Below are 17,952 nucleotides of genomic sequence, written 5' to 3' on the forward strand. Positions count from 1 at the left end.
GACAATTAAAAATAAATATTTTAGCATGATCAATTATGAAACTATTGGAGGAAAATATCATGAAAGATTTCAACACTGATGATACAAATTTAAAAGCATTATTTATCGGGGATAAAGGTGAAAACGTTGATTTATTCAAAGAACTGCTAAATAAAATGATCGATGAGCATGTTGGCTGGAGACAAAACTATATGCCACAAGATTTACCTGTTATCTCACCCCAAGATAGAAGTTCTAAAAGTTTCCAAGAAACAGCAGATAATATGAGAAGTGTCTTCAATGTGCTGTCTTCTCGTTTACGTACAGAATCACTTCCATGGCACTCAGCAGGGCGTTTTTGGGGACATATGAACGCTGAAACGTTAATGCCATCCATTATTGCCTATACAACTGCAATGCTTTGGAACGGCAATAACGTGGCGTATGAATCATCACCAGCAACGTCACAAATGGAAGAAGAAGTTGGGTTGGAATTTGCTACATTGATGGGGTACAAAAATGGTTGGGGTCATATCGCAGCAGATGGTTCTATCGCAAACTTAGAAGGTCTATGGTATGCCCGCAATATGAAATCTTTACCATTTGCCATCAAAGCCGTTGTGCCAGAAATGGTTGCAGGCAAAACAGATTGGGAATTATTGAATATGTCAACAACAGAAGTCTTAGATATGTTAGATCAAGTCCAAGATAATGTTGACGAAATCAAAGCGCAATCAGCTCGTAGCGGTAAAAACTTGGATAAATTAGGTAAATGGATCGTACCACAAACGAAACACTATTCATGGTTAAAAGCCGCTGACATTATTGGGATTGGGTTAGATCAAGTGATTGCGGGTGAAGTCAATAGCGAATACCGTATGGATATTGACAAATTAGAAGTACAAATTCGTAATTTAGCAGCTCAAGGTATTCCAACACTTGGTGTCGTTGGCGTTGTTGGTTCAACTGAAGAAGGGCAAGTTGACCGTATTGATCAAATCATTGCTTTACGTAATAAATTAGCCAAAGAAGGCATCTACTTCTATGTACATGTTGATGCAGCATATGGCGGTTATGGACGCTCTATTTTCTTAGATGAAAATAATCAATTTATCGAATGGGATAAAATTGAAGAAACATTTGCTAAACATAACATCTTTCAAGAAAAAAATGATTGGTTAACAAGAGAAGTTTATGACTCTTTCAAAGCAATCGAACAAGCTGAATCTGTAACGATTGATCCACATAAAATGGGCTATATTCCGTATTCAGCTGGTGGTGTCGTAATCAAAGATATCCGTATGCGTGACGTGATCTCTTACTTTGCGACTTATGTATTTGAAAAAGGAGCAGATATTCCAGCGTTATTAGGTGCGTATATTCTTGAAGGCTCTAAAGCGGGCGCAACAGCTGCAGCCGTTTGGACTGCTCATAAAGTATTACCATTGAACGTAACAGGTTATGGTAAATTAATGGGAGCAAGTATTGAAGGAGCTTATCATTTCTATCACTTTATCGATGGCTTAGAATTTAAAGTTGGCGACAAAACAATCGAGATCCATGCGTTAACAAAACCTGATTTTAACATGGTGGATTATGTATTCAATGAAAAAGACAATACAGACCTTGTGAAAATGAACAAATTAAATCATGATTTCTATGATTATGCATCTTATGCAAAAGGTGGATTATATAACAATGAATTCATCACTTCACATACAGATTTTGCTATCGAAGAATACGGTCACAGCCCGTTTGAATTTGTTAATAGCTTAGGATTTTCACGAGCAGAATGGGAACGTGCAGATAAAGTAACGATTTTACGTGCCGCTGGAATGTCTCCATACATGAATGACAAAGATGTTTTCGATGAGTATGGTGAAAAAATTAAACAAGCCATACAAGAAAAATTAGAGGCAATCTACGCTGAATAAATAAACAAGAAAAGCAGTTGATCACTGTGGGTGTGGCAAAGCGATTAATTCGCTTTGCCATAGCCACAGCTTTTCTATAAAAAAATAGAATAGAGAGAAGTGTTGTTTTTAAACTCTCTATTAAAAATGTGAGGAACACTGTATGAAAAAATATCAAGTAAATTTTAATGAAGCTGTTTTTTTATTGATTACACTATTATTGATGATCAGAACTAGTATTATTGGGTTTGGTATTCCTGCTCATGTAGCTATTTTGAGTGGGATTGGTTACTTGCTCTTATTTGCGGTGTATAAAAAGTATTCTTGGGATTTCATTCATGGTGCATTAGTCGATGGGGTATCTTCAGGTATCATCCCCATGTTGATTTTTATTCTAATCGGCGCGTTGATTAGCGTTTGGATTGCGGCAGGAACGATTCCAACCATCATGGTTTTAGGCTTTTCTTTTTTGTCGGTGAACTATTTTGTTCCAACTATTTTTATTATTTGCGGTATCGTAGGTGGTGCAGTCGGAAGCTCTTTCACTACGATTTCAACGATTGGGATTGCATTTTTAGGAATGGGTGGCTTGATTGGAGTCGATCCTGCATTGACAACAGGTGCCATTGTTTCAGGTGCATTTTTAGGAAATTCGATTTCGCCACTTTCAGACACAGTGAACTTAGCAGCGGCGATTTCAGAAGTCGATTTATTTGACCATTTGAAAAATACATATAAAACAGCAATTCCAGCAGCTGTGCTTTCGTTCGGTTATTTTTTAGTCATGGGATTACACTATGATGGGGCTTTGGATAATACAAGCGTTCACGATATTGTAACTATACTAGATAATCATTTTACGATTTCTTTTGTTGAGTTAATTCCATTGGCAATTTTATTTGTTTGTGCGTGGAAGAAAATTCCGGCAATTCCTACATTACTGTTGAGTATTTTTACATCATTGAGTTTGATGTTCTTTACGAATGCTCATTTTTCATTTATCGATACAGCAGAGATAATCCAAAATGGTTTTGTGTCTCATACTGGCAATACACAAGTTGATGAATTACTTTCTAGAGGTGGTATCCAAAGTATGATGTGGTCAGTATCTTTGATTATTTTAGCCTTAGCTTTGGGTGGACTATTAGTAAAAATGGAAATTATTGATTGTTTGCTTTATCAGTTTGAAACAGCGATTAATAACCGTCAAAAGCTGATTTTTGTTACAATGATGAGTTCAATCGGAATCAATGTGCTGATCGGGGAACAATATCTGTCAATCATTTTACCAGGAAAATCATTTATTGCTAAATTTAAAGAGAAGAAAATTCCGTTGTCTATGCTGTCTAGAAGTTTGAATGATGCAGGATCAGTAGTTAACCCACTGATTCCATGGGGCGTAAGTGGTGTCTTTATTTCAGCAACATTAGGGATTGGCACAATAGACTATCTGTCATATGCGGTATTCTGTTATATATTACCGGTAGTGTCATTTTTAGTCACGATTATTGACAAAAAGAAAACTAAAGCAGAATAAAACAAACATGAGGTTGGGATTCACGGCATTGCATCCCATTCTCATGTTTGTATGCGGATAAACGCAATTATTCACCAAATGTTTTAAGACCTTCATTATACAGATAATCATCGATTTCTGGAATAGCTAGTCCATGTGAAATACCGTAAATAACGACAGCGTCCCAAGGATGTTTCGGATAAAGTTGAGCATAGCCAGTTTTTTTCATCAGTTCATTGGTTTCTTCCAAAGTTAATTCCAAGCCGATCGTCAAGGCAATGACTTTTTCTCTGGAGGGATTCCGTTTACCATCAAAGTATTGGTAGCCAGTTGCCTCAGTAATCCCAGCCTTTTTTAGTACAACACTTTTTGAGCGTTTTTTCTCATGTAACCAATAAGCTAAATAGTTTTTTAGGTTTTGATCAATGACATATTGGCGTGTTTCGGATAAAACCGTTTGAAAATCTTCGGCTTGTTTGAGTGAGTGCAGCAATTTGTCTGTATCTTTTTCATGCATATTTGTTCTCCCCTATAGTTGAACTAAATTATACTATACATCGATTTTAACAAAGATAAATCCTATTACAACTATTTATTTGCTATAATTAAAAAGTAAATCAAATCAATGGAGTGTAATCATGGAAAACATCAAAAGTGAGCCAGCTCTTTGCTATAAAGAAATAGAACCTTTAACAGATAAAACCAATGGACCCATTCTTGTTCGGAAGAAGGACACTAAAGAATTTTTTGTGAAAAAGTGCTATCCATTATATTTAGAAGAGCATCTACTCACACTTCAAAAAATCAAACATGCTCATTTACCTAAAATTCAAGAGCTGATTGTTCAAGAAGGAAAGCTGTGGTTGTATGAAGAATTTGTTCAAGGGAAAACGTTGACTGAAGTGATTCAAACATCTGAAAGGTTAGAAACAAATCAAATTATAACGATTGCAATGTCTATCTTAGAGGCATTAGGTGCCTTGCATAAGAAAGGGTTAGTCCATCGAGATGTAAAACCTGGGAATATTATGATGACAAATGAGGGAAATGTAAAATTGATTGATTTTGATGCAGTTCGGGCTGTTGACGGAGGGAAAGAAAATGATACGGTCCAGTTAGGCACAATGGGTTTTGCTTCACCAGAACAGTTTGGTTTTGCAGAATCTGATGAACGCAGTGATCTATATTCATTAGGAGTTGTGATGAATATTTGCTCAGTACAAGAGTACCCCAAAAAGTATTTGACAGAAGATCATGCACTGAGAGGAATCATTCGTAAAGCTACAAAACTGGAACCAGCAGAACGTTATCAGTCTGCTTTAGAAATGCATCTGGCTCTTAGACAGCAACTGTCACGGCGGATAGTTGCAGCCAAACAAAGCAAACCCAAAGCGGTTACTTATGAAAACAAACCAACAAAAATGTCTACCACTACTAGATTAATTACCGCTAGATGGTCCACAAACAAACACGTGAGGCAGTTTGTTCGCATAAAAAATCCTCTGACAGAAGCCGTTGCTCGTTTTTTTAGGAAGTATATCCCAGGTTTTAGAACGGAAACAATCTGGAAAAGAGCAATTGCCATCGTATGGTATAGTATTTTGTTTATTGGGATAGCAGGAAATGTAATGGATCAACCTACAGGTAGTTTGAAGATGAGAGAATTGTTTGATTATCTTCTGATTTTTGGATTTCCGGCGGTCTTATTCACTAATTTTTTAGATTATCAAAGAAAGTTACCGTTGTTTTCTTCTGAAAATAAGTTGTATCATTATTTAGGATATGGGGTATTATTTTTATTTTGGCTTGTGTTTACAAAAGCGGGGTTAGAGCTTAATTCATTTATATACCAGTATTTTAATTAATAAAACAGGCTTATTCTACTACGAATCATGACTATTCGTATGACAGAATAAGTTTTTTTGTATTAGATTATGCAAAATGCATAAGATTGTTTTTGGTTTATTGGGTAATATCAAGGTGTATTAACGGACTAAATAACAAAGGAGACAGCAAAATGAATGTGAAGAAAATTGTTTTGATAGGGGTCGGCGTTTTAATAGTAGGCGGTATTTTAGCCAATATGGGGTCAGATTCTAAAGAAGAAGTAAAAGCAAAAAAAGAAACAACAACAAGTACCGTTGCAAAAAGCCAAGAATCAGAAGTAGAATCAGCTGCAACAGATGCTGGTGATCTAGGTGATTATCATGTCGTGATCAAAGACTTGACCTTTGCCAAAGACTACAATGGAGAAGATGTCGCTGTAATCGATTATGAATTTACGAACAATAGCGATAAAAATGCGATGTTTTTAACCTCAATCTCAACAAAAGCTTTTCAAAATGGTATTGCATTAGACTCAGCAATTATGGGAGAAGAAGGGTACGTAGATTCAATGACTGAAATTCAACCAAGAGCCACATTGAATTTGAAAGTGCCATATAAATTAGCAGACATGTCAACGCCAGTATCTGTTGAGGCAACGAAATTATTCAGTGATAAAGTGAAATTGACAAAAGAGTTTGTTCTACAGTAAAACGAGATTTACTATAAAATTGTTGTAAAAGGTGGTACAGCTAGTTTTTTTCTTGGAGTAAAGAAGAACTAGTTTTTAGCTTCAAAGGGAGCAAAGGAAAATTGATTTTCCTTATATATGGCCGTGTATTGGGGTATTGATCAGGTAGCTGTTAAGATATAGTTATTTGGTCCGAAATCAATTAGTCTTTACTGCCTGACGGATTTTCCAAATACGAAAACAGCCAAAACCACAAGAACGTGAATGTCTGGAGAAAATTCAAACATTCACGTTCTTTTTTATCAATTATTTTCTGGATCGTGTTGTATTTTTTCAGTAACAGAATGAATTGGTTTAACCTTTAAAATATCTAAAAAGAAAGTGAAAATCGGGATACCAACGATGAGTCCCCAAACGCCAAATAGCCGTTCACTGATCAGTAAAATAACGAATGTATAAAAAATTGGTAAATCTGTTTTACTAGACATAAATTTAGGATTCAACACATAAGACTCAAATAAATGGACGACGATAATCACAATTAAAATATAAATGACATCATTGATTCCACCTTCTGAATAAGCGATAAAACTCAATGGAATACAGGAGATGATGACTCCTGCGACGGGGATCAAACTCAAGATAAAAATCATGATTGCTAAACTTGGTAATTGATGAAACCCGATCAAAGCCAAGCAAATCGTTGTAATACTGGTATTCACAACAGCAATAAAAAATTGAGCTTCCATTACCACGCCAAAGGTATTTACAAATTTATCAGCAAAGAAATAAATATCTTGAAAGAACCAGTCAAAATCACTTTTCAAAAACAACTTAGAAAATTCTGTCATCTGTTTTTTCTCGATCATGAAAAAGAAACTTAGGATGAATGAAAGAACAAAGGACAATCCAAGCGAACCGATGTCTTGAATATAACGTAAAATCACACTTGCGCCATTTTGGATTTGAGACATTAAATTCGATTTTTCTAGATAATCATCAATGATCATCAACAACTGATTGTGATCATCTCCCGGATTTTGATAAAAATGAACAACTGAATTATACATTTGAGCAGTTTGATGAATAAGAACAGGTACATATTTTGTAATGGCCAGATAAATTAAGAAAACAATCAAAGAATAGGTGGCTAAAACGAGTATCAATGATGGAATCTTAAAAAAATGCTGAACAAATTTCACGAAATGAAGTACTAAAAACGTAAAAATGAATGTTAATAAAATCATTGTGATCATACTTCTAGCTAAAAATAGGACAAAAATAACAACAGCTAAAACAAAAAAACGTCTTAACCGCTCGTTTTGAATAAATTTTTCATAAATCGACACAGACTTCACTCCTTTTAATCAGTAACTTAATTCTATATAAGATAACTATAATGCTTTTTCTCATTTTAAGATAGCAGTTTTATCTATAATTCTAAAAAAAATTTATTTCTCATATACAAATTTAAAAAGATGTTCCCCTTTACAAAAAGAACGCATGTTCGTATAATTGGGTATGGAATAAAACAAGGAGAGGAATGCTATGTTTTTTGATTATGAAAAAGAGCCTAGAAGAGTGATTTTTTGTATAGATGTAAAATCTTTTTACGCTTCAGTTGAATGCGTTGCGAGAGGATTTGATCCGCTTGAAAAAATGCTAGTCGTGATGAGTCATGCTGAAAATAGCGGGGGGATCGTTCTAGCTTCTTCTCCAAAGGCGAAGAAAGTTCTTGGTATCACCAATGTAACACGTAAATATGATGTACCAGATCACCCAGAATTAGTGATTGTTCCGCCACGAATGAATGAGTATATCAAGGAAAACATGAAAATCAATAATATCTACAAAGAATATGTAGCAGAGGAAGATTTACATATTTATTCAATCGATGAATCCTTTTTAGATGTAACGGCAAGCTGGAAATTATTTGGTCAAACACCGATAGAACTAGCTAAGATTATTCAGCAAAGAATCAAGAAAGAGACAGGACTAGCAATCACGGTCGGTATTGGCGACAATCCATTATTAGCTAAATTAGCGATGGATATTGATGCCAAGCATAATAAGGAGCGCTTAGCTAAATGGCATTATGAAGATGTAGCTGAAAAAATTTGGACAATTGAACCGATGTCTGAGATGTGGGGAATCGGTCAACGATTAGTGAAACGATTAAATAATTTAGGTATCCGTTCTATTTATGATCTGGCCCATGCAGATTTGACGAGTTTAAAACGAAATTTAGGGATTATTGGGGAACAGCTGTATGCCCATGCTCATGGTATCGATCGAAGCCGTTTATCTGAAAAATATATACCAGAAGAACGATCGTATAATAATTCTCAGATCTTGATGCGGGATTATTTAAGACAAGACGAAATCGAAGTCGTGATTCGAGAAATGGCAGAACAAGTAGCGGCAAGACTTAGAAAAGCTCAGTGTCAGACGGAGTGTGTCCATCTATCTGTCGGTTTTTCACGAGCCTCTAAGTCTGGTGGGGCAGGTTTTTCAAGGCAAATGAAAGTGCCTCTAACGAATAGTAGTAAGGTGTTGATTGACTATTGTTTGATGATTTTCAGACAGAATTGGCATGGAGAGGAAGTACGACATATTGGAATTACCTATTCCAAACTGAATTATAATACTTATGTACAATTAGATTTATTTCATGAACCAGATGAGCAGATGAAAGAACAAAAACTAGATCAATTGATTGATGAAATCCGTCAACGTTTTGGCTACGTTTCTTTAGTCCATGCAAGTTCAGTATCGTCTGGTGGTACAGCAATTTCAAGAGCATCATTAGTCGGTGGACATGCTGGAGGAATGGAGGGCTTGCAATGAGCAAGGAACGGGATTATTATTTTGAGCAATATCAAGATCGTAAAATGAAAAAATGGGCCGGTTTTTACTTGTCTGAACATACTGCGATGATTGAAAAAGAGAAAAAGAGACAGCCAACAAAAAAGAAAACTCAAATGAGTTGGATAGAAATTGATGCGGTATTAGCTCAGGCTTTTCAAAATCAAGTTGAAGTGATGATTCAAAAAGAAGAATTAGATTGTGAAGGGAATTATGGAGCGGATATTGTCGGGATGATTCAAGGACATGATGAGTTAGGTATTTATGTGGATGGTCACAAGATTGGCTATGACGAGATCCGTCATGTTCAGTTTCGTTAAAAAAAACGGATGTGATACAAAAGAAAAAATCACTTTTGTATCACACCCTAAATGCGAATAACTAGTTGGAGCAGAAGCAATCCCTTCTTATTTCTCGGAATTAAACGCATCTATCTCAGCACCAGTTCAATTTTTAGTAATGAGAGACCAGAAAAAATTGAGCTAATGCTGAAAGGATCATCATTAAAGCAATCAAACCACATATAATTAAGTGGCGCCGTTTATGCATCATTACGATTGCAATGAATTCTCTTAAAAAAGCATTTGGCAAAAAGTAAAAGGCTGTTTTCGCGCCAATTCCGTCTGCTTTTAGATTGGCCATTTTTGCAAAAAGACCTGCACGAAACAGATGGAAATTATTAGTAGTGAAGAGGGCATGGAAGTCTGTTCCCCCAAAATCTGTTTCGATGATTTCTTTAGAAAATTTCATATTTTCTAAAGTATTTTTTGAATTTGTTTCAACTAAAATATCTTCTTCTGGAATTCCTTTTTCAAGAGCATAATGTTTCATTGCAAGACTTTCAGCGATATGCTCATCGTCCCCTTTGCCCCCGGACATAACAAGTTTAGGTGGATTTAAAGTAGCGCTGGATTGAGCTTTATAAAATTGAATGGCTTTTTCGATTCGTTTCCCTAATAGGGGCGGTACCGTTTTCCCATCAATCAAACCTGAACCTAAAACAATGATGTAATCTTGAGTATATTTAGGCTGATTGAATTGATAAATGACGGAAATCGTTAGAAAATTATAAAAAACGATAGAAAAATAAAACATAGTTAGTGGTAAAATCCCAAAGAGTAATGAGGCCCACTGCGGTAAAATTCGTGTTGAATAATGATTGAAAATCAGGAAGGCTGTTAAGCCAATGGCTAAAAGCAATGTCAACAAATTGGCTAAAGAATGACCTTCTTTCCGCATAACAACAATTGCATTCCAATACAAGAAAACAAGCAACGCATAAAGGCCAATCAAGAGAAGCACTAATAAGGCAATACCTGTGATTCCCGCCAAAATAATCAATAATGGATTGTATGTTCTAACAAGTAAGACACCCAAATAAGTCATGCCAATGAGTAGAAATAAATTGAACAATAATCCGTTTATCAATCTACGTTTTTCTTTAAAATAACTGAAAAGAAAAAGAAGTAAAAAGCTTGAGGGAATCAAAAAATAATAAGTGTGAAGCTGTGCTTCCAAATAAATGACATAGACGATAAAACAAATCGAAAACCAAAGCAATTCATAAAATTTCCAATCCTTGTTCAGCTTTTGCTGACGCCACTTTGGAATCGTGAACATGCCAATAAGATAAACAATACCAATGATAATACTAAAATAATTCCCCATAGTAGAACTCCTTCAATGAATGATTTCCTTATTAGTATAACGAAAAATGAGTGAAAAAAATACTATAACGTTTATTTTATACTACTCAGAAATGAGGACATCCAAATGAATAACGTTCAATATACTATAGCAAGTGAGTGTTAACACGCTTACTGGAGGCTAAAAACCGCAGAATACATGTTCAGTATTGTGCGGTTTTTAGTCCAATTATTTGCAAGAGCAGACGGGAAACGTGACAAAAAAACTAGTTCCAGCGCCTTCTGTTGACTCTAATGAGAGATGCCATTCATATTTTGCAACGATTGAAGTCACTGCAAACAAACCAAGACCAGTACCTTCATCAGCAGATTTCGTTGTGAAGAAGGGTTCAAATATTTTTTCTCTTAACGTTGCTGGGATTCCAGAACCATTATCTGAGATTTCTAATGTAACAAATGTGTCAACATGATTCATTCGGTGATTATCAGCTTTTAAGAAATCCGTTAATTCTTTTGAAGCTGGGGCAACAACGATTTGAATCTTTTGCGGTTTGTTTAGGTTTTCTTTTGTTGCTTGATAGGCATTTGTGATCAAATTATAGATCAAATTCTGCAAATCGATTTCTTCTAATTTCGTGGTTCCCAAATTTTCTTGAATAGATAGGGTCAGTTGAACTTTTTTTGGAATAATTTCTCCAATCAAATGAGTAGCTACACCAATAGCCGCTGAGATATCGATCCATTCCTGAACACTTTTTTGAGTTTTAGAAAAGCGTAGGACATTTGACGAAAGTTGTTTTCCTTTTTGAGCAGAATGTAAAATTTCTTCTAAATCAGCCTCTAATACTGGATCATCGCTATGTTCTTCTAGTAACAATTGGGTGTTGCCGATGATTGGTGTTAAAAAATTATTCATATCATGGACGATCGAGGTCGTTAGTAAACCAACTGTTTCCATTTTATTTCGTTGATATAATTCTAATTCAAGTTGATGTTGAATTTTTTGTTGTTTTTGTTTTTCGATCAGTTGCCGATTTTCTGCTTCAATCGTTTCTTTTTTTCTGAAATTATGAATAAAAAGCGAGCAAATAATGATCAATAGTAATAATAGGACTAAAAGAAAAGATAAAGCGATCACAAAATTAAGGATAGCGTCATTTCGTTCATTATAATCCGCGTTGATTGCAACGACCCAATGTGCAAGGCCAACATCGATCCATTGAAATGCGCTGATTTTCAAGACTTCTCTAGGTATGTCTTCATCCCACCAATAAGAGTTGTAGGTCAATTTTCCGGAAGGATGATTGAGCTGATATTTTTCCAAGCGTTTTAAATCAGAATAATCAAAGTCAGGGTAAATTTTTTCTCGGTCTTTGATAATATCTAAGCCGACTTGCTCCTTTACTGGATGCATGACAACTGTCATTGATTGATCTTTGATCATCGGGTAGCCTTTATACCCTACTTCAAAATCTTGTAGAAAATTCTTATAGAAAGCCTCTAATTTTAGCGGTAAAATCAAATAACCATCGATATCGCCAGAAGAAGTTTTAATTTCCTGATAAAAATTAACATACGCTTTTTTATTGATAAAATAAGAGTCCCCATTTTGTGCGGTTGGTTTAGCCAAAAGCTGTTTTAAAGATAGATCATGGCTAATAAATGGGCGAATGGTTTGAAGGTCAGCAATTGATACTTGTTTGTTTTTAGAATCCCAGTGAAATGCGTATAGAGGTGTTCCATCTGGTTTCATGTAAAAAAGTGCATCTGCTTCATCATTTAATGATTCAAAAAATGTATTCAAAGAAGAAGAGCTATTTTCGAGATAAGTTGCAGGGGTATCACTGTTCTTTAAGTTCCCATCAATAGCCAGATAATTGAGTGCTTGGTGTCGATTTTTCATAGAAAGTTGTATCACTTTTCCAACATATTCTGTCGATTGCAATAAAAAATCTTGTCCACTGGCGGTAGTTGTTTTGCGAATGACGGAAAACCCGCGAATTGCAAAGAAAACTGACACAACAATAAAGACGATCATTGCGGCTATCATGATGTTCACAATTCTATTCGTTCGTTTCATTGGTCTAGCTCCTTTTAACATTTGTTCGCAACTTAACAAGTTCATGTTGAAATGTAAAGATAATTCCGCTATTGTATAGATAATGTAAAAACAATAATGAGGTGTGTACGTTGCGTAACGAAAAAATTTTAGTGGTAGATGATGATCCTGCAATTCGCCGGTTGATTTGGAAGTCGCTTCAGTCGACGGGATTGTTGGTCTATCAAAGTGATACGATTGAGAAAACATTAGATATCATGAACCGAGTGACGTTTCAATTATTTCTCTTAGATGTAAGTTTAGAACATGAAAATGATGGGTATCATTTGGCTCAGCTGATTCGAGAACGTCAACCTTTGACACCGATTATATTTGTTAGTGGGAAAAAAAGCGAGCAAGATATTATCAGTGGTCTAGAATCTGGAGGGGATGTGTATCTTTCTAAACCATTTGCACCGAATGTTTTACGAGCCCAAGTCGTTAATATATTAAACCGAACAGAACAGTTATTGACATTAAGTCAGCAACATGAAGAAACGATGCTGCGAGATGGAATTTTTTCATTTGATAAAAATCAATATCAATTTAGTAAAAATGGTGAAATTGTAAATATGACTTCTAAAGAAATCATGATGATTTTATTTTTCATGGAAAATCCTTATCAAGTGTTTAGTAAAGAACAGATATATGCTAGTGTTTGGAGCGATGGAGAGTTGGATAAAAATTTGATCACCGTATATATTAATTACTTAAGAAATAAAATCGAAGATGACCCCAAAAAACCGAGATACTTACAAACTGTTTGGGGCATCGGCTATCTTTTTAATCCAGAAGGGAAAGAGTCTGGTGCAAATGCGTAGCTTTAGGACACTCTATTTATAAAATGACTTTGAGAAAGAAGTGTTTCACTCCGAGAAATAAGAGGATGTACTTCTGCTCCCAACGTCTATTCGGATTCCTTGAGACAGAGGTATGACTCGTAGAGTTATATCTCTGTTTCGTTTGTGATTGATACTATGTAACCCTTAAAATAACCCTTCTAACCGACCAAAAAAGAAACTTAGTGCTAATAAATCAGCTGATCCGCCAGGGCTAAGATTTTCACTGATCAGCTGTTGATCAAACAGAATCATCGCCTCTTCGAGATCTTTCACTGAGCAATTTAAGGAAAACATCTCTAACAATTCAGTCGCTTGCTTTTTGACCTTTTGCCAAGCTATGATCCCACCGCGATTAATGACATTAGAATCTTCAGTCGTGCTCATTAAATCAAGTAACAGTAGTAGGAATAGGAGGCGTAGATCACTAGTTTGATGCTGTCTTAAAAAAGGTAAGGTTTTATTTTTAAGTGTAGGATATCCTAATTCCGCTTCGCCCCTAATCCCAACGATTCCGTGTTCTAAATACAATTTTTCACCATAACTTAATTGTTGTTTTTTAGCTAAACCACTAAAATCTTTTGAAAGTAATCCTTGTGTCATTTGCTTTACATAATTGAAAACGGTTGACGTATCTTCTTTTGAAAAAGGGATTTTAAGTTGTTGATCATGTATTATTTTTCCCGTTGCACTCAAAAGTAAAGCGAAAGAAAAATTAGCTCCTTTATGGGTATTGACGCCATTGGTTTGACTCAGCATAGCCAATTCAGCTTGTTGCCCGAGTGTCCGAACTTTTTCAAATAATTGTAAAGGCGTCCCGTCATGAGTAGTTCCTAAATGGACATACTCACTAAGATAGGGATCAAGGGCAGCGCTACTATCAATAAAAGTAAAATAATTCATATCTACATGTGCACCACAGCTTGTAGGATCGACCAGGCCTGGTTTAGGATATAAGGCAGCTTCATATAATAAAGCTTGTAAAGCAAATTCGCCAATTACTTTTGGGGTAGTCTTTTTATGTTGTTCTTTCATTTAAATGTTTTTCCATTTCTTTGAGAATAAAAGTTTGAGAATAATCTAAATGCTCTGTAATTAATAATTTCAATTGCTCTTCTTCGTGGTTTATCATACAGTTATAAATCAACCAATGCTCTTTCAAAGCCTTGTCTCGTCGATCTTTAGAACGGATCGAGATATCTCGAAAATAAACGAGGTATTCACGTAATTTCATAACGATTGATTTTAACCGTAGCATTTTACTTTTTTCATAAATCAATTCATTGAAATCAGAAAATTTTTGTAATACCTGATCAATTTCATCGGCTTCATTAAATCGTTCTGTGTCTTCGAGCAACTCTTTCAATTCATCGAAATCCTCAGCTGACATTTCTTTCATCGCTGTGATTGTTGCTAAGACATCCAACGATTTTCTTATAGCATAAATTTCGTTGGCATCATTGAGTGAAATTCCTCGAACGATAATACCCACACCACGAACATAATCAACAAGTCCTTCTTCCACAAGCTTTTGTAAAGCATAGCGAATAGGGGTCCGACTAATATTCATCACTTCAGAAAATTCTTTTTCATTGATTCGTTGCCCGGCTGGAATTTCGCCAAGAATAATTGTTTTTCTAAATGCTTTGTAAACAAGTTCTTTTAAAGGTTCGTTTATGCTTAAATCTAAATTTTTTCCGACTGCTTCTGATAGTGAACTCATCTGATTACTCCTCTTCTGAATTAATAGTAGAAAAATAATTAACTATTTTTATTCTATAGTGCTAAGAAAAAGATCAGAAAATCGCACAATTCTTTTTATAAAATATGCGATTTTCAGTAAATAAGAATGGCTATTGTGGAATATAAAGAGGCATATGGCCAGTCAAAACAATCGTTACTACAAAGATAACGAAGATTCCTAATGCCCATTTAGCTGCTTCTTTTTGCCATTGTCCCATATCTAAACCAGTTAAACGAAGTAACAAGTAAATGAAAGCGACCAATGGACTTAACAAGTGGAATGCTTGTCCCATCAATGAAGCCAACGCCATTTGCATATCAGTAAAGCCATATGCGCGTCCTGCTTCTGCTAAGACAGGTAAGACACCGAAATAAAACCCATCATTCGAGATAAAGAAGGTACCAGGAGCTGAAATTACTGCGATTACTAAGCCCCAGAAACCAGCTAATTGATTTGGAATGATTTTTGTAAAACTTTGAGCTAATGCATCTGCCATGCCAGTCCCTTGGAAAAGACCCATGAAGACGCCCGCGGCAAAAACCAAGATAACGACTTGAACAGCATCGCCACCGTTTGCACCGATCCGTTTAGATTGATCTTTTAAAACTGGATAGTTGACCATCAACGCTACAACAGTACCAGTCAAGAATAATAATAATGGTGGTAAACCAAGACCAACAAATGAATCTGTAACAAGCAACGCAATCAATGCAATCGTTAAAATAGCATTGAATAACCAAATCTTAGGACGACGAATTGCTAATGTTTCTTCGTCTGTCACAGTGGTCATTGCATCGATTTCTTCATCTGTTAGCTGTTTGATTCCAAGACGAGCACGTTCTTTTCGGCCCATAGAAGGTGCCACGATGAAGATTACATAAAGCAATGCAATGATCATTCCAGGAATGAGATAAGCCAAAATTTCAGCACCTACATTCAATACGCTCATCGCACGAGCTGTTGGCCCGCCCCAAGGAAGTAAATTCATGATCGTGTTTTGCAAAATAACCAAAACACCTAAGTTCATCAATTTCATATCTAATTTTTTATAGATAGGAATAAAAGCAGAACAGCAAATCAAGGTAGTCGTGGTTCCATCTCCGTTAAGTGAAACAGCTGCCGCAACAACGGCCGTTGCGATCAACACTTTCATTGGATCGCCTTTAGCAATATGAATCATTTTTTTCGTGATTGGGTCAAATAACCCAGCATCCAACATAATTGAAAAATAAAGAATGGCAAACAATAACATAATACCCGTAGTGGATGTTGTTTTGATTCCTTCCATAACAAAGTCTCCAATAGAGCCCTTCTTAGAAACTCCTGCAAACATTGCAATCAAAGCAAAAATCAGTGGAATCAAAACCAAAGCTGTAAACGGTGACATTTTCTTTTTCATGATGACAAACATGAAGACGATGATCATCACATAAGACAAAACAGTTAATAACATTTTTTTCTCTCCTTCAACACTAAATTCGTTTTCCGAAACAATCGGGCGTCTCTTTGTGATGTTGGGTCTACAGAAAAATAACAGTAAGGAAAAATTAGAAAGCCCTTTCTTGTTTCGTTAACAATGCTAAGTTTAATCTAAGCAAGTGGAGATAAACAGAAGCCAAGCAGAAAAAGAACACCAAAAAAACACAAATGAGAGCGGTTTCTTAAAGAGATGTTAACAAGATGTTAATAAAATATTAAATGCTTGTAAACGTTGATATATCAATGTTTTTATGAGTTTTAGTCGTTTTTTACTAAAGAGGAACAGTGAAAGAACAATTTTAGCTCAATGATTTCATTTTATTGTAATCGTTTTTACCTATAATGAATCCATAAACAGAAAGGATGTGAGTTCATGGGGCTATTTGAACGACTGTTTAATAAAGAGATAACAGAAACAAAAATAGAGGAAACGCCACTTTCACCTATTAGAGAAGAAAAAAATGAGTGGCAAGAAATTGCAGGATATATTCCAGTAGAAAGTGAAGAACATCAAGTTGTTTCATTGATTGCTACAGCAATAGCTGCAGGAGATCGTCCAGAAAGTACGTTCATCGTTAAACGAATTTCAAAAAGAAATCCAGAAGCACAGCTAGTCTCTGTGATCGCTACTAGCATTGCATCAGCTGATCACGCAGAGAGTCAGTTTGTTATTCAGTCTATTAAAGAAAAAAAGGCTGTTTCGTTTTTCATTATTTAGCAAAAGAAACCTTGTTGCAGATGTGTTATCTAGTTCCACGGGCTAGCTCTTCGGAAAAAAGATAAAAATTGAATGTGACAAAAAGCATCGTAGTCAATTTTTCCTATTTTTCAGTCAGAGCTGGACGAGCCCATTATACTTTTGTGTTATCTAGTTCCACGGGCTAGCTCTTCGGAAAAAAGATAAAAATTGAATGTGACAAAAAGCATCGTAGTCAATTTTTCCTATTTTTCAGTCAGAGCTGGACGAGCCCATTATACTTTTGTGTTATCTAGTTCCACGGGCTAGCTCTTCGGAAAAAAGATAAAAATTGAATGTGACAAAAAGCATCACAGTCAATTTTTCCTATTTTTCAGTCAGAGCTGGACGAGCCCATTATACTTTTGTGTTATCTAGTTCCACGGGCTAGCTCTTCGGAAAAAAGATAAAAATTGAATGTGACAAAAAGCATCACAGTCAATTTTTCCTATTTTTCAGTCAGAGCTGGACGAGCCCATTATACTTTTGTGTTATCTAGTTCCACGGGCTAGCTCTTCGGAAAAAAGATAAAAATTGAATGTGACAAAAAGCATCACAGTCAATTTTTCCTATTTTTCAGTCAGAGCTGGACGAGCCCATTATACTTTTGTGTTATCTAGTT

15 protein-coding genes are annotated in these 17,952 nt (G+C 35.5%); 8 read left to right on the forward strand and 7 right to left on the reverse strand.

What is annotated here, in order from left to right:
- Positions 1-59 precede the first annotated feature (59 nt).
- Together tdc and nhaC are read left to right on the forward strand one after the other, a co-directional pair.
- On the forward strand, positions 60-1,913 hold the full coding sequence (gene tdc / locus BCR22_RS14675; protein WP_069655624.1) for a tyrosine decarboxylase: 1,854 nt from the start codon (positions 60-62) through the stop codon (positions 1,911-1,913).
- Positions 1,914-2,055: 142 nt separating this feature from the next.
- Positions 2,056-3,429, forward strand: a complete 1,374-nt coding sequence (gene nhaC / locus BCR22_RS14680; protein WP_069655625.1) for a Na+/H+ antiporter NhaC — start codon at positions 2,056-2,058, stop codon at positions 3,427-3,429.
- 67 nt (positions 3,430-3,496) lie between these two features.
- Here nhaC and BCR22_RS14685 read toward each other — a convergent pair whose 3' ends face one another.
- Positions 3,497-3,925: a helix-turn-helix domain-containing protein gene (locus BCR22_RS14685; protein WP_069655626.1), complete on the reverse strand. Its 429-nt coding sequence runs from the start codon at positions 3,923-3,925 to the stop codon at positions 3,497-3,499.
- A 121-nt stretch (positions 3,926-4,046) separates the two neighbouring features.
- Here BCR22_RS14685 and BCR22_RS14690 point away from each other — a divergent pair, with 121 nt between their 5' ends.
- The gene (locus BCR22_RS14690; RefSeq protein ID WP_069655627.1) at positions 4,047-5,273 is read left to right on the forward strand and encodes a serine/threonine protein kinase; all 1,227 of its coding nucleotides are present in this window, start codon (positions 4,047-4,049) and stop codon (positions 5,271-5,273) included.
- Between the two features lie 152 nt (positions 5,274-5,425).
- Entirely contained in the window at positions 5,426-5,944 is a 519-nt protein-coding gene (locus BCR22_RS14695) for a DUF5067 domain-containing protein (RefSeq protein WP_069655628.1), read from the forward strand.
- 281 nt (positions 5,945-6,225) lie between these two features.
- On the opposite strand, the gene BCR22_RS14700 is transcribed toward BCR22_RS14695, so the two are convergent.
- Positions 6,226-7,272, reverse strand: a complete 1,047-nt coding sequence (locus BCR22_RS14700) for an AI-2E family transporter (RefSeq protein WP_069655629.1) — start codon at positions 7,270-7,272, stop codon at positions 6,226-6,228.
- Positions 7,273-7,471: 199 nt separating this feature from the next.
- Between BCR22_RS14700 and BCR22_RS14705 the strand changes: the two genes are divergently transcribed.
- Positions 7,472-8,770 carry a Y-family DNA polymerase gene (locus BCR22_RS14705; protein ID WP_069655630.1) on the forward strand — a complete coding sequence of 433 codons (1,299 nt, stop codon included), beginning with the start codon at positions 7,472-7,474 and terminating at the stop codon, positions 8,768-8,770.
- Positions 8,767-9,108: a hypothetical protein gene (locus BCR22_RS14710; protein WP_069655631.1), complete on the forward strand. Its 342-nt coding sequence runs from the start codon at positions 8,767-8,769 to the stop codon at positions 9,106-9,108. Before BCR22_RS14705 ends, BCR22_RS14710 begins: the two co-directional genes overlap by 4 nt.
- Positions 9,109-9,241: 133 nt before the next feature.
- Here the strand turns inward: BCR22_RS14710 and BCR22_RS14715 are convergent, their stop codons facing one another.
- Complete coding sequence (locus BCR22_RS14715) at positions 9,242-10,456, reverse strand: YdcF family protein (protein WP_069655632.1); 1,215 nt, start codon at positions 10,454-10,456, stop codon at positions 9,242-9,244.
- 207 nt (positions 10,457-10,663) lie between these two features.
- Positions 10,664-12,514 (reverse strand): ATP-binding protein, encoded by a 1,851-nt coding sequence (locus BCR22_RS14720; protein WP_069655633.1) that lies wholly within the window; start codon positions 12,512-12,514, stop codon positions 10,664-10,666.
- 110 nt (positions 12,515-12,624) lie between these two features.
- On the opposite strand from BCR22_RS14720, the gene BCR22_RS14725 reads away from it, so the two are divergent.
- Positions 12,625-13,353, forward strand: a complete 729-nt coding sequence (locus BCR22_RS14725; RefSeq protein WP_069655634.1) for a response regulator transcription factor — start codon at positions 12,625-12,627, stop codon at positions 13,351-13,353.
- A 165-nt stretch (positions 13,354-13,518) separates the two neighbouring features.
- Here BCR22_RS14725 and citG read toward each other — a convergent pair whose 3' ends face one another.
- The 3 genes from citG to BCR22_RS14740 form a co-directional block, all read right to left on the reverse strand.
- Positions 13,519-14,406, reverse strand: a complete 888-nt coding sequence (citG, locus tag BCR22_RS14730) for a triphosphoribosyl-dephospho-CoA synthase CitG (protein WP_069655635.1) — start codon at positions 14,404-14,406, stop codon at positions 13,519-13,521.
- Positions 14,390-15,094 carry a GntR family transcriptional regulator gene (locus BCR22_RS14735; RefSeq protein ID WP_069655636.1) on the reverse strand — a complete coding sequence of 235 codons (705 nt, stop codon included), beginning with the start codon at positions 15,092-15,094 and terminating at the stop codon, positions 14,390-14,392. Before BCR22_RS14735 ends, citG begins: the two co-directional genes overlap by 17 nt.
- A gap of 130 nt (positions 15,095-15,224) precedes the next feature.
- Complete coding sequence (locus tag BCR22_RS14740) at positions 15,225-16,568, reverse strand: CitMHS family transporter (protein WP_069655637.1); 1,344 nt, start codon at positions 16,566-16,568, stop codon at positions 15,225-15,227.
- 399 nt (positions 16,569-16,967) lie between these two features.
- Here BCR22_RS14740 and BCR22_RS14745 point away from each other — a divergent pair, with 399 nt between their 5' ends.
- Entirely contained in the window at positions 16,968-17,312 is a 345-nt protein-coding gene (locus BCR22_RS14745) for a hypothetical protein (protein ID WP_069655638.1), read from the forward strand.
- Positions 17,313-17,952 lie beyond the last annotated feature (640 nt).

The sequence above is a fragment of the Enterococcus plantarum genome, assembly GCF_001730295.1.
Lineage (GTDB): Bacteria > Bacillota > Bacilli > Lactobacillales > Enterococcaceae > Enterococcus_L > Enterococcus_L plantarum.

What these genes read in the sequence shown, in the direction of transcription:
- BCR22_RS14735 (WP_069655636.1), bottom strand. Translation starts at nt 15,094, where the DNA reads ATGAGTTCACTATCAGAAGCAGTCGGAAAAAATTTAGATTTAAGCATA.
- BCR22_RS14745 (WP_069655638.1), top strand. Translation starts at nt 16,968, where the DNA reads ATGGGGCTATTTGAACGACTGTTTAATAAAGAGATAACAGAAACAAAA.
- BCR22_RS14705 (WP_069655630.1), top strand. Translation starts at nt 7,472, where the DNA reads ATGTTTTTTGATTATGAAAAAGAGCCTAGAAGAGTGATTTTTTGTATA.
- citG (WP_069655635.1), bottom strand. Translation starts at nt 14,406, where the DNA reads ATGAAAGAACAACATAAAAAGACTACCCCAAAAGTAATTGGCGAATTT.
- BCR22_RS14710 (WP_069655631.1), top strand. Translation starts at nt 8,767, where the DNA reads ATGAGCAAGGAACGGGATTATTATTTTGAGCAATATCAAGATCGTAAA.
- BCR22_RS14695 (WP_069655628.1), top strand. Translation starts at nt 5,426, where the DNA reads ATGAATGTGAAGAAAATTGTTTTGATAGGGGTCGGCGTTTTAATAGTA.
- tdc (WP_069655624.1), top strand. Translation starts at nt 60, where the DNA reads ATGAAAGATTTCAACACTGATGATACAAATTTAAAAGCATTATTTATC.
- BCR22_RS14740 (WP_069655637.1), bottom strand. Translation starts at nt 16,568, where the DNA reads ATGTTATTAACTGTTTTGTCTTATGTGATGATCATCGTCTTCATGTTT.
- BCR22_RS14720 (WP_069655633.1), bottom strand. Translation starts at nt 12,514, where the DNA reads ATGAAACGAACGAATAGAATTGTGAACATCATGATAGCCGCAATGATC.
- BCR22_RS14715 (WP_069655632.1), bottom strand. Translation starts at nt 10,456, where the DNA reads ATGGGGAATTATTTTAGTATTATCATTGGTATTGTTTATCTTATTGGC.
- BCR22_RS14690 (WP_069655627.1), top strand. Translation starts at nt 4,047, where the DNA reads ATGGAAAACATCAAAAGTGAGCCAGCTCTTTGCTATAAAGAAATAGAA.
- BCR22_RS14685 (WP_069655626.1), bottom strand. Translation starts at nt 3,925, where the DNA reads ATGCATGAAAAAGATACAGACAAATTGCTGCACTCACTCAAACAAGCC.
- nhaC (WP_069655625.1), top strand. Translation starts at nt 2,056, where the DNA reads ATGAAAAAATATCAAGTAAATTTTAATGAAGCTGTTTTTTTATTGATT.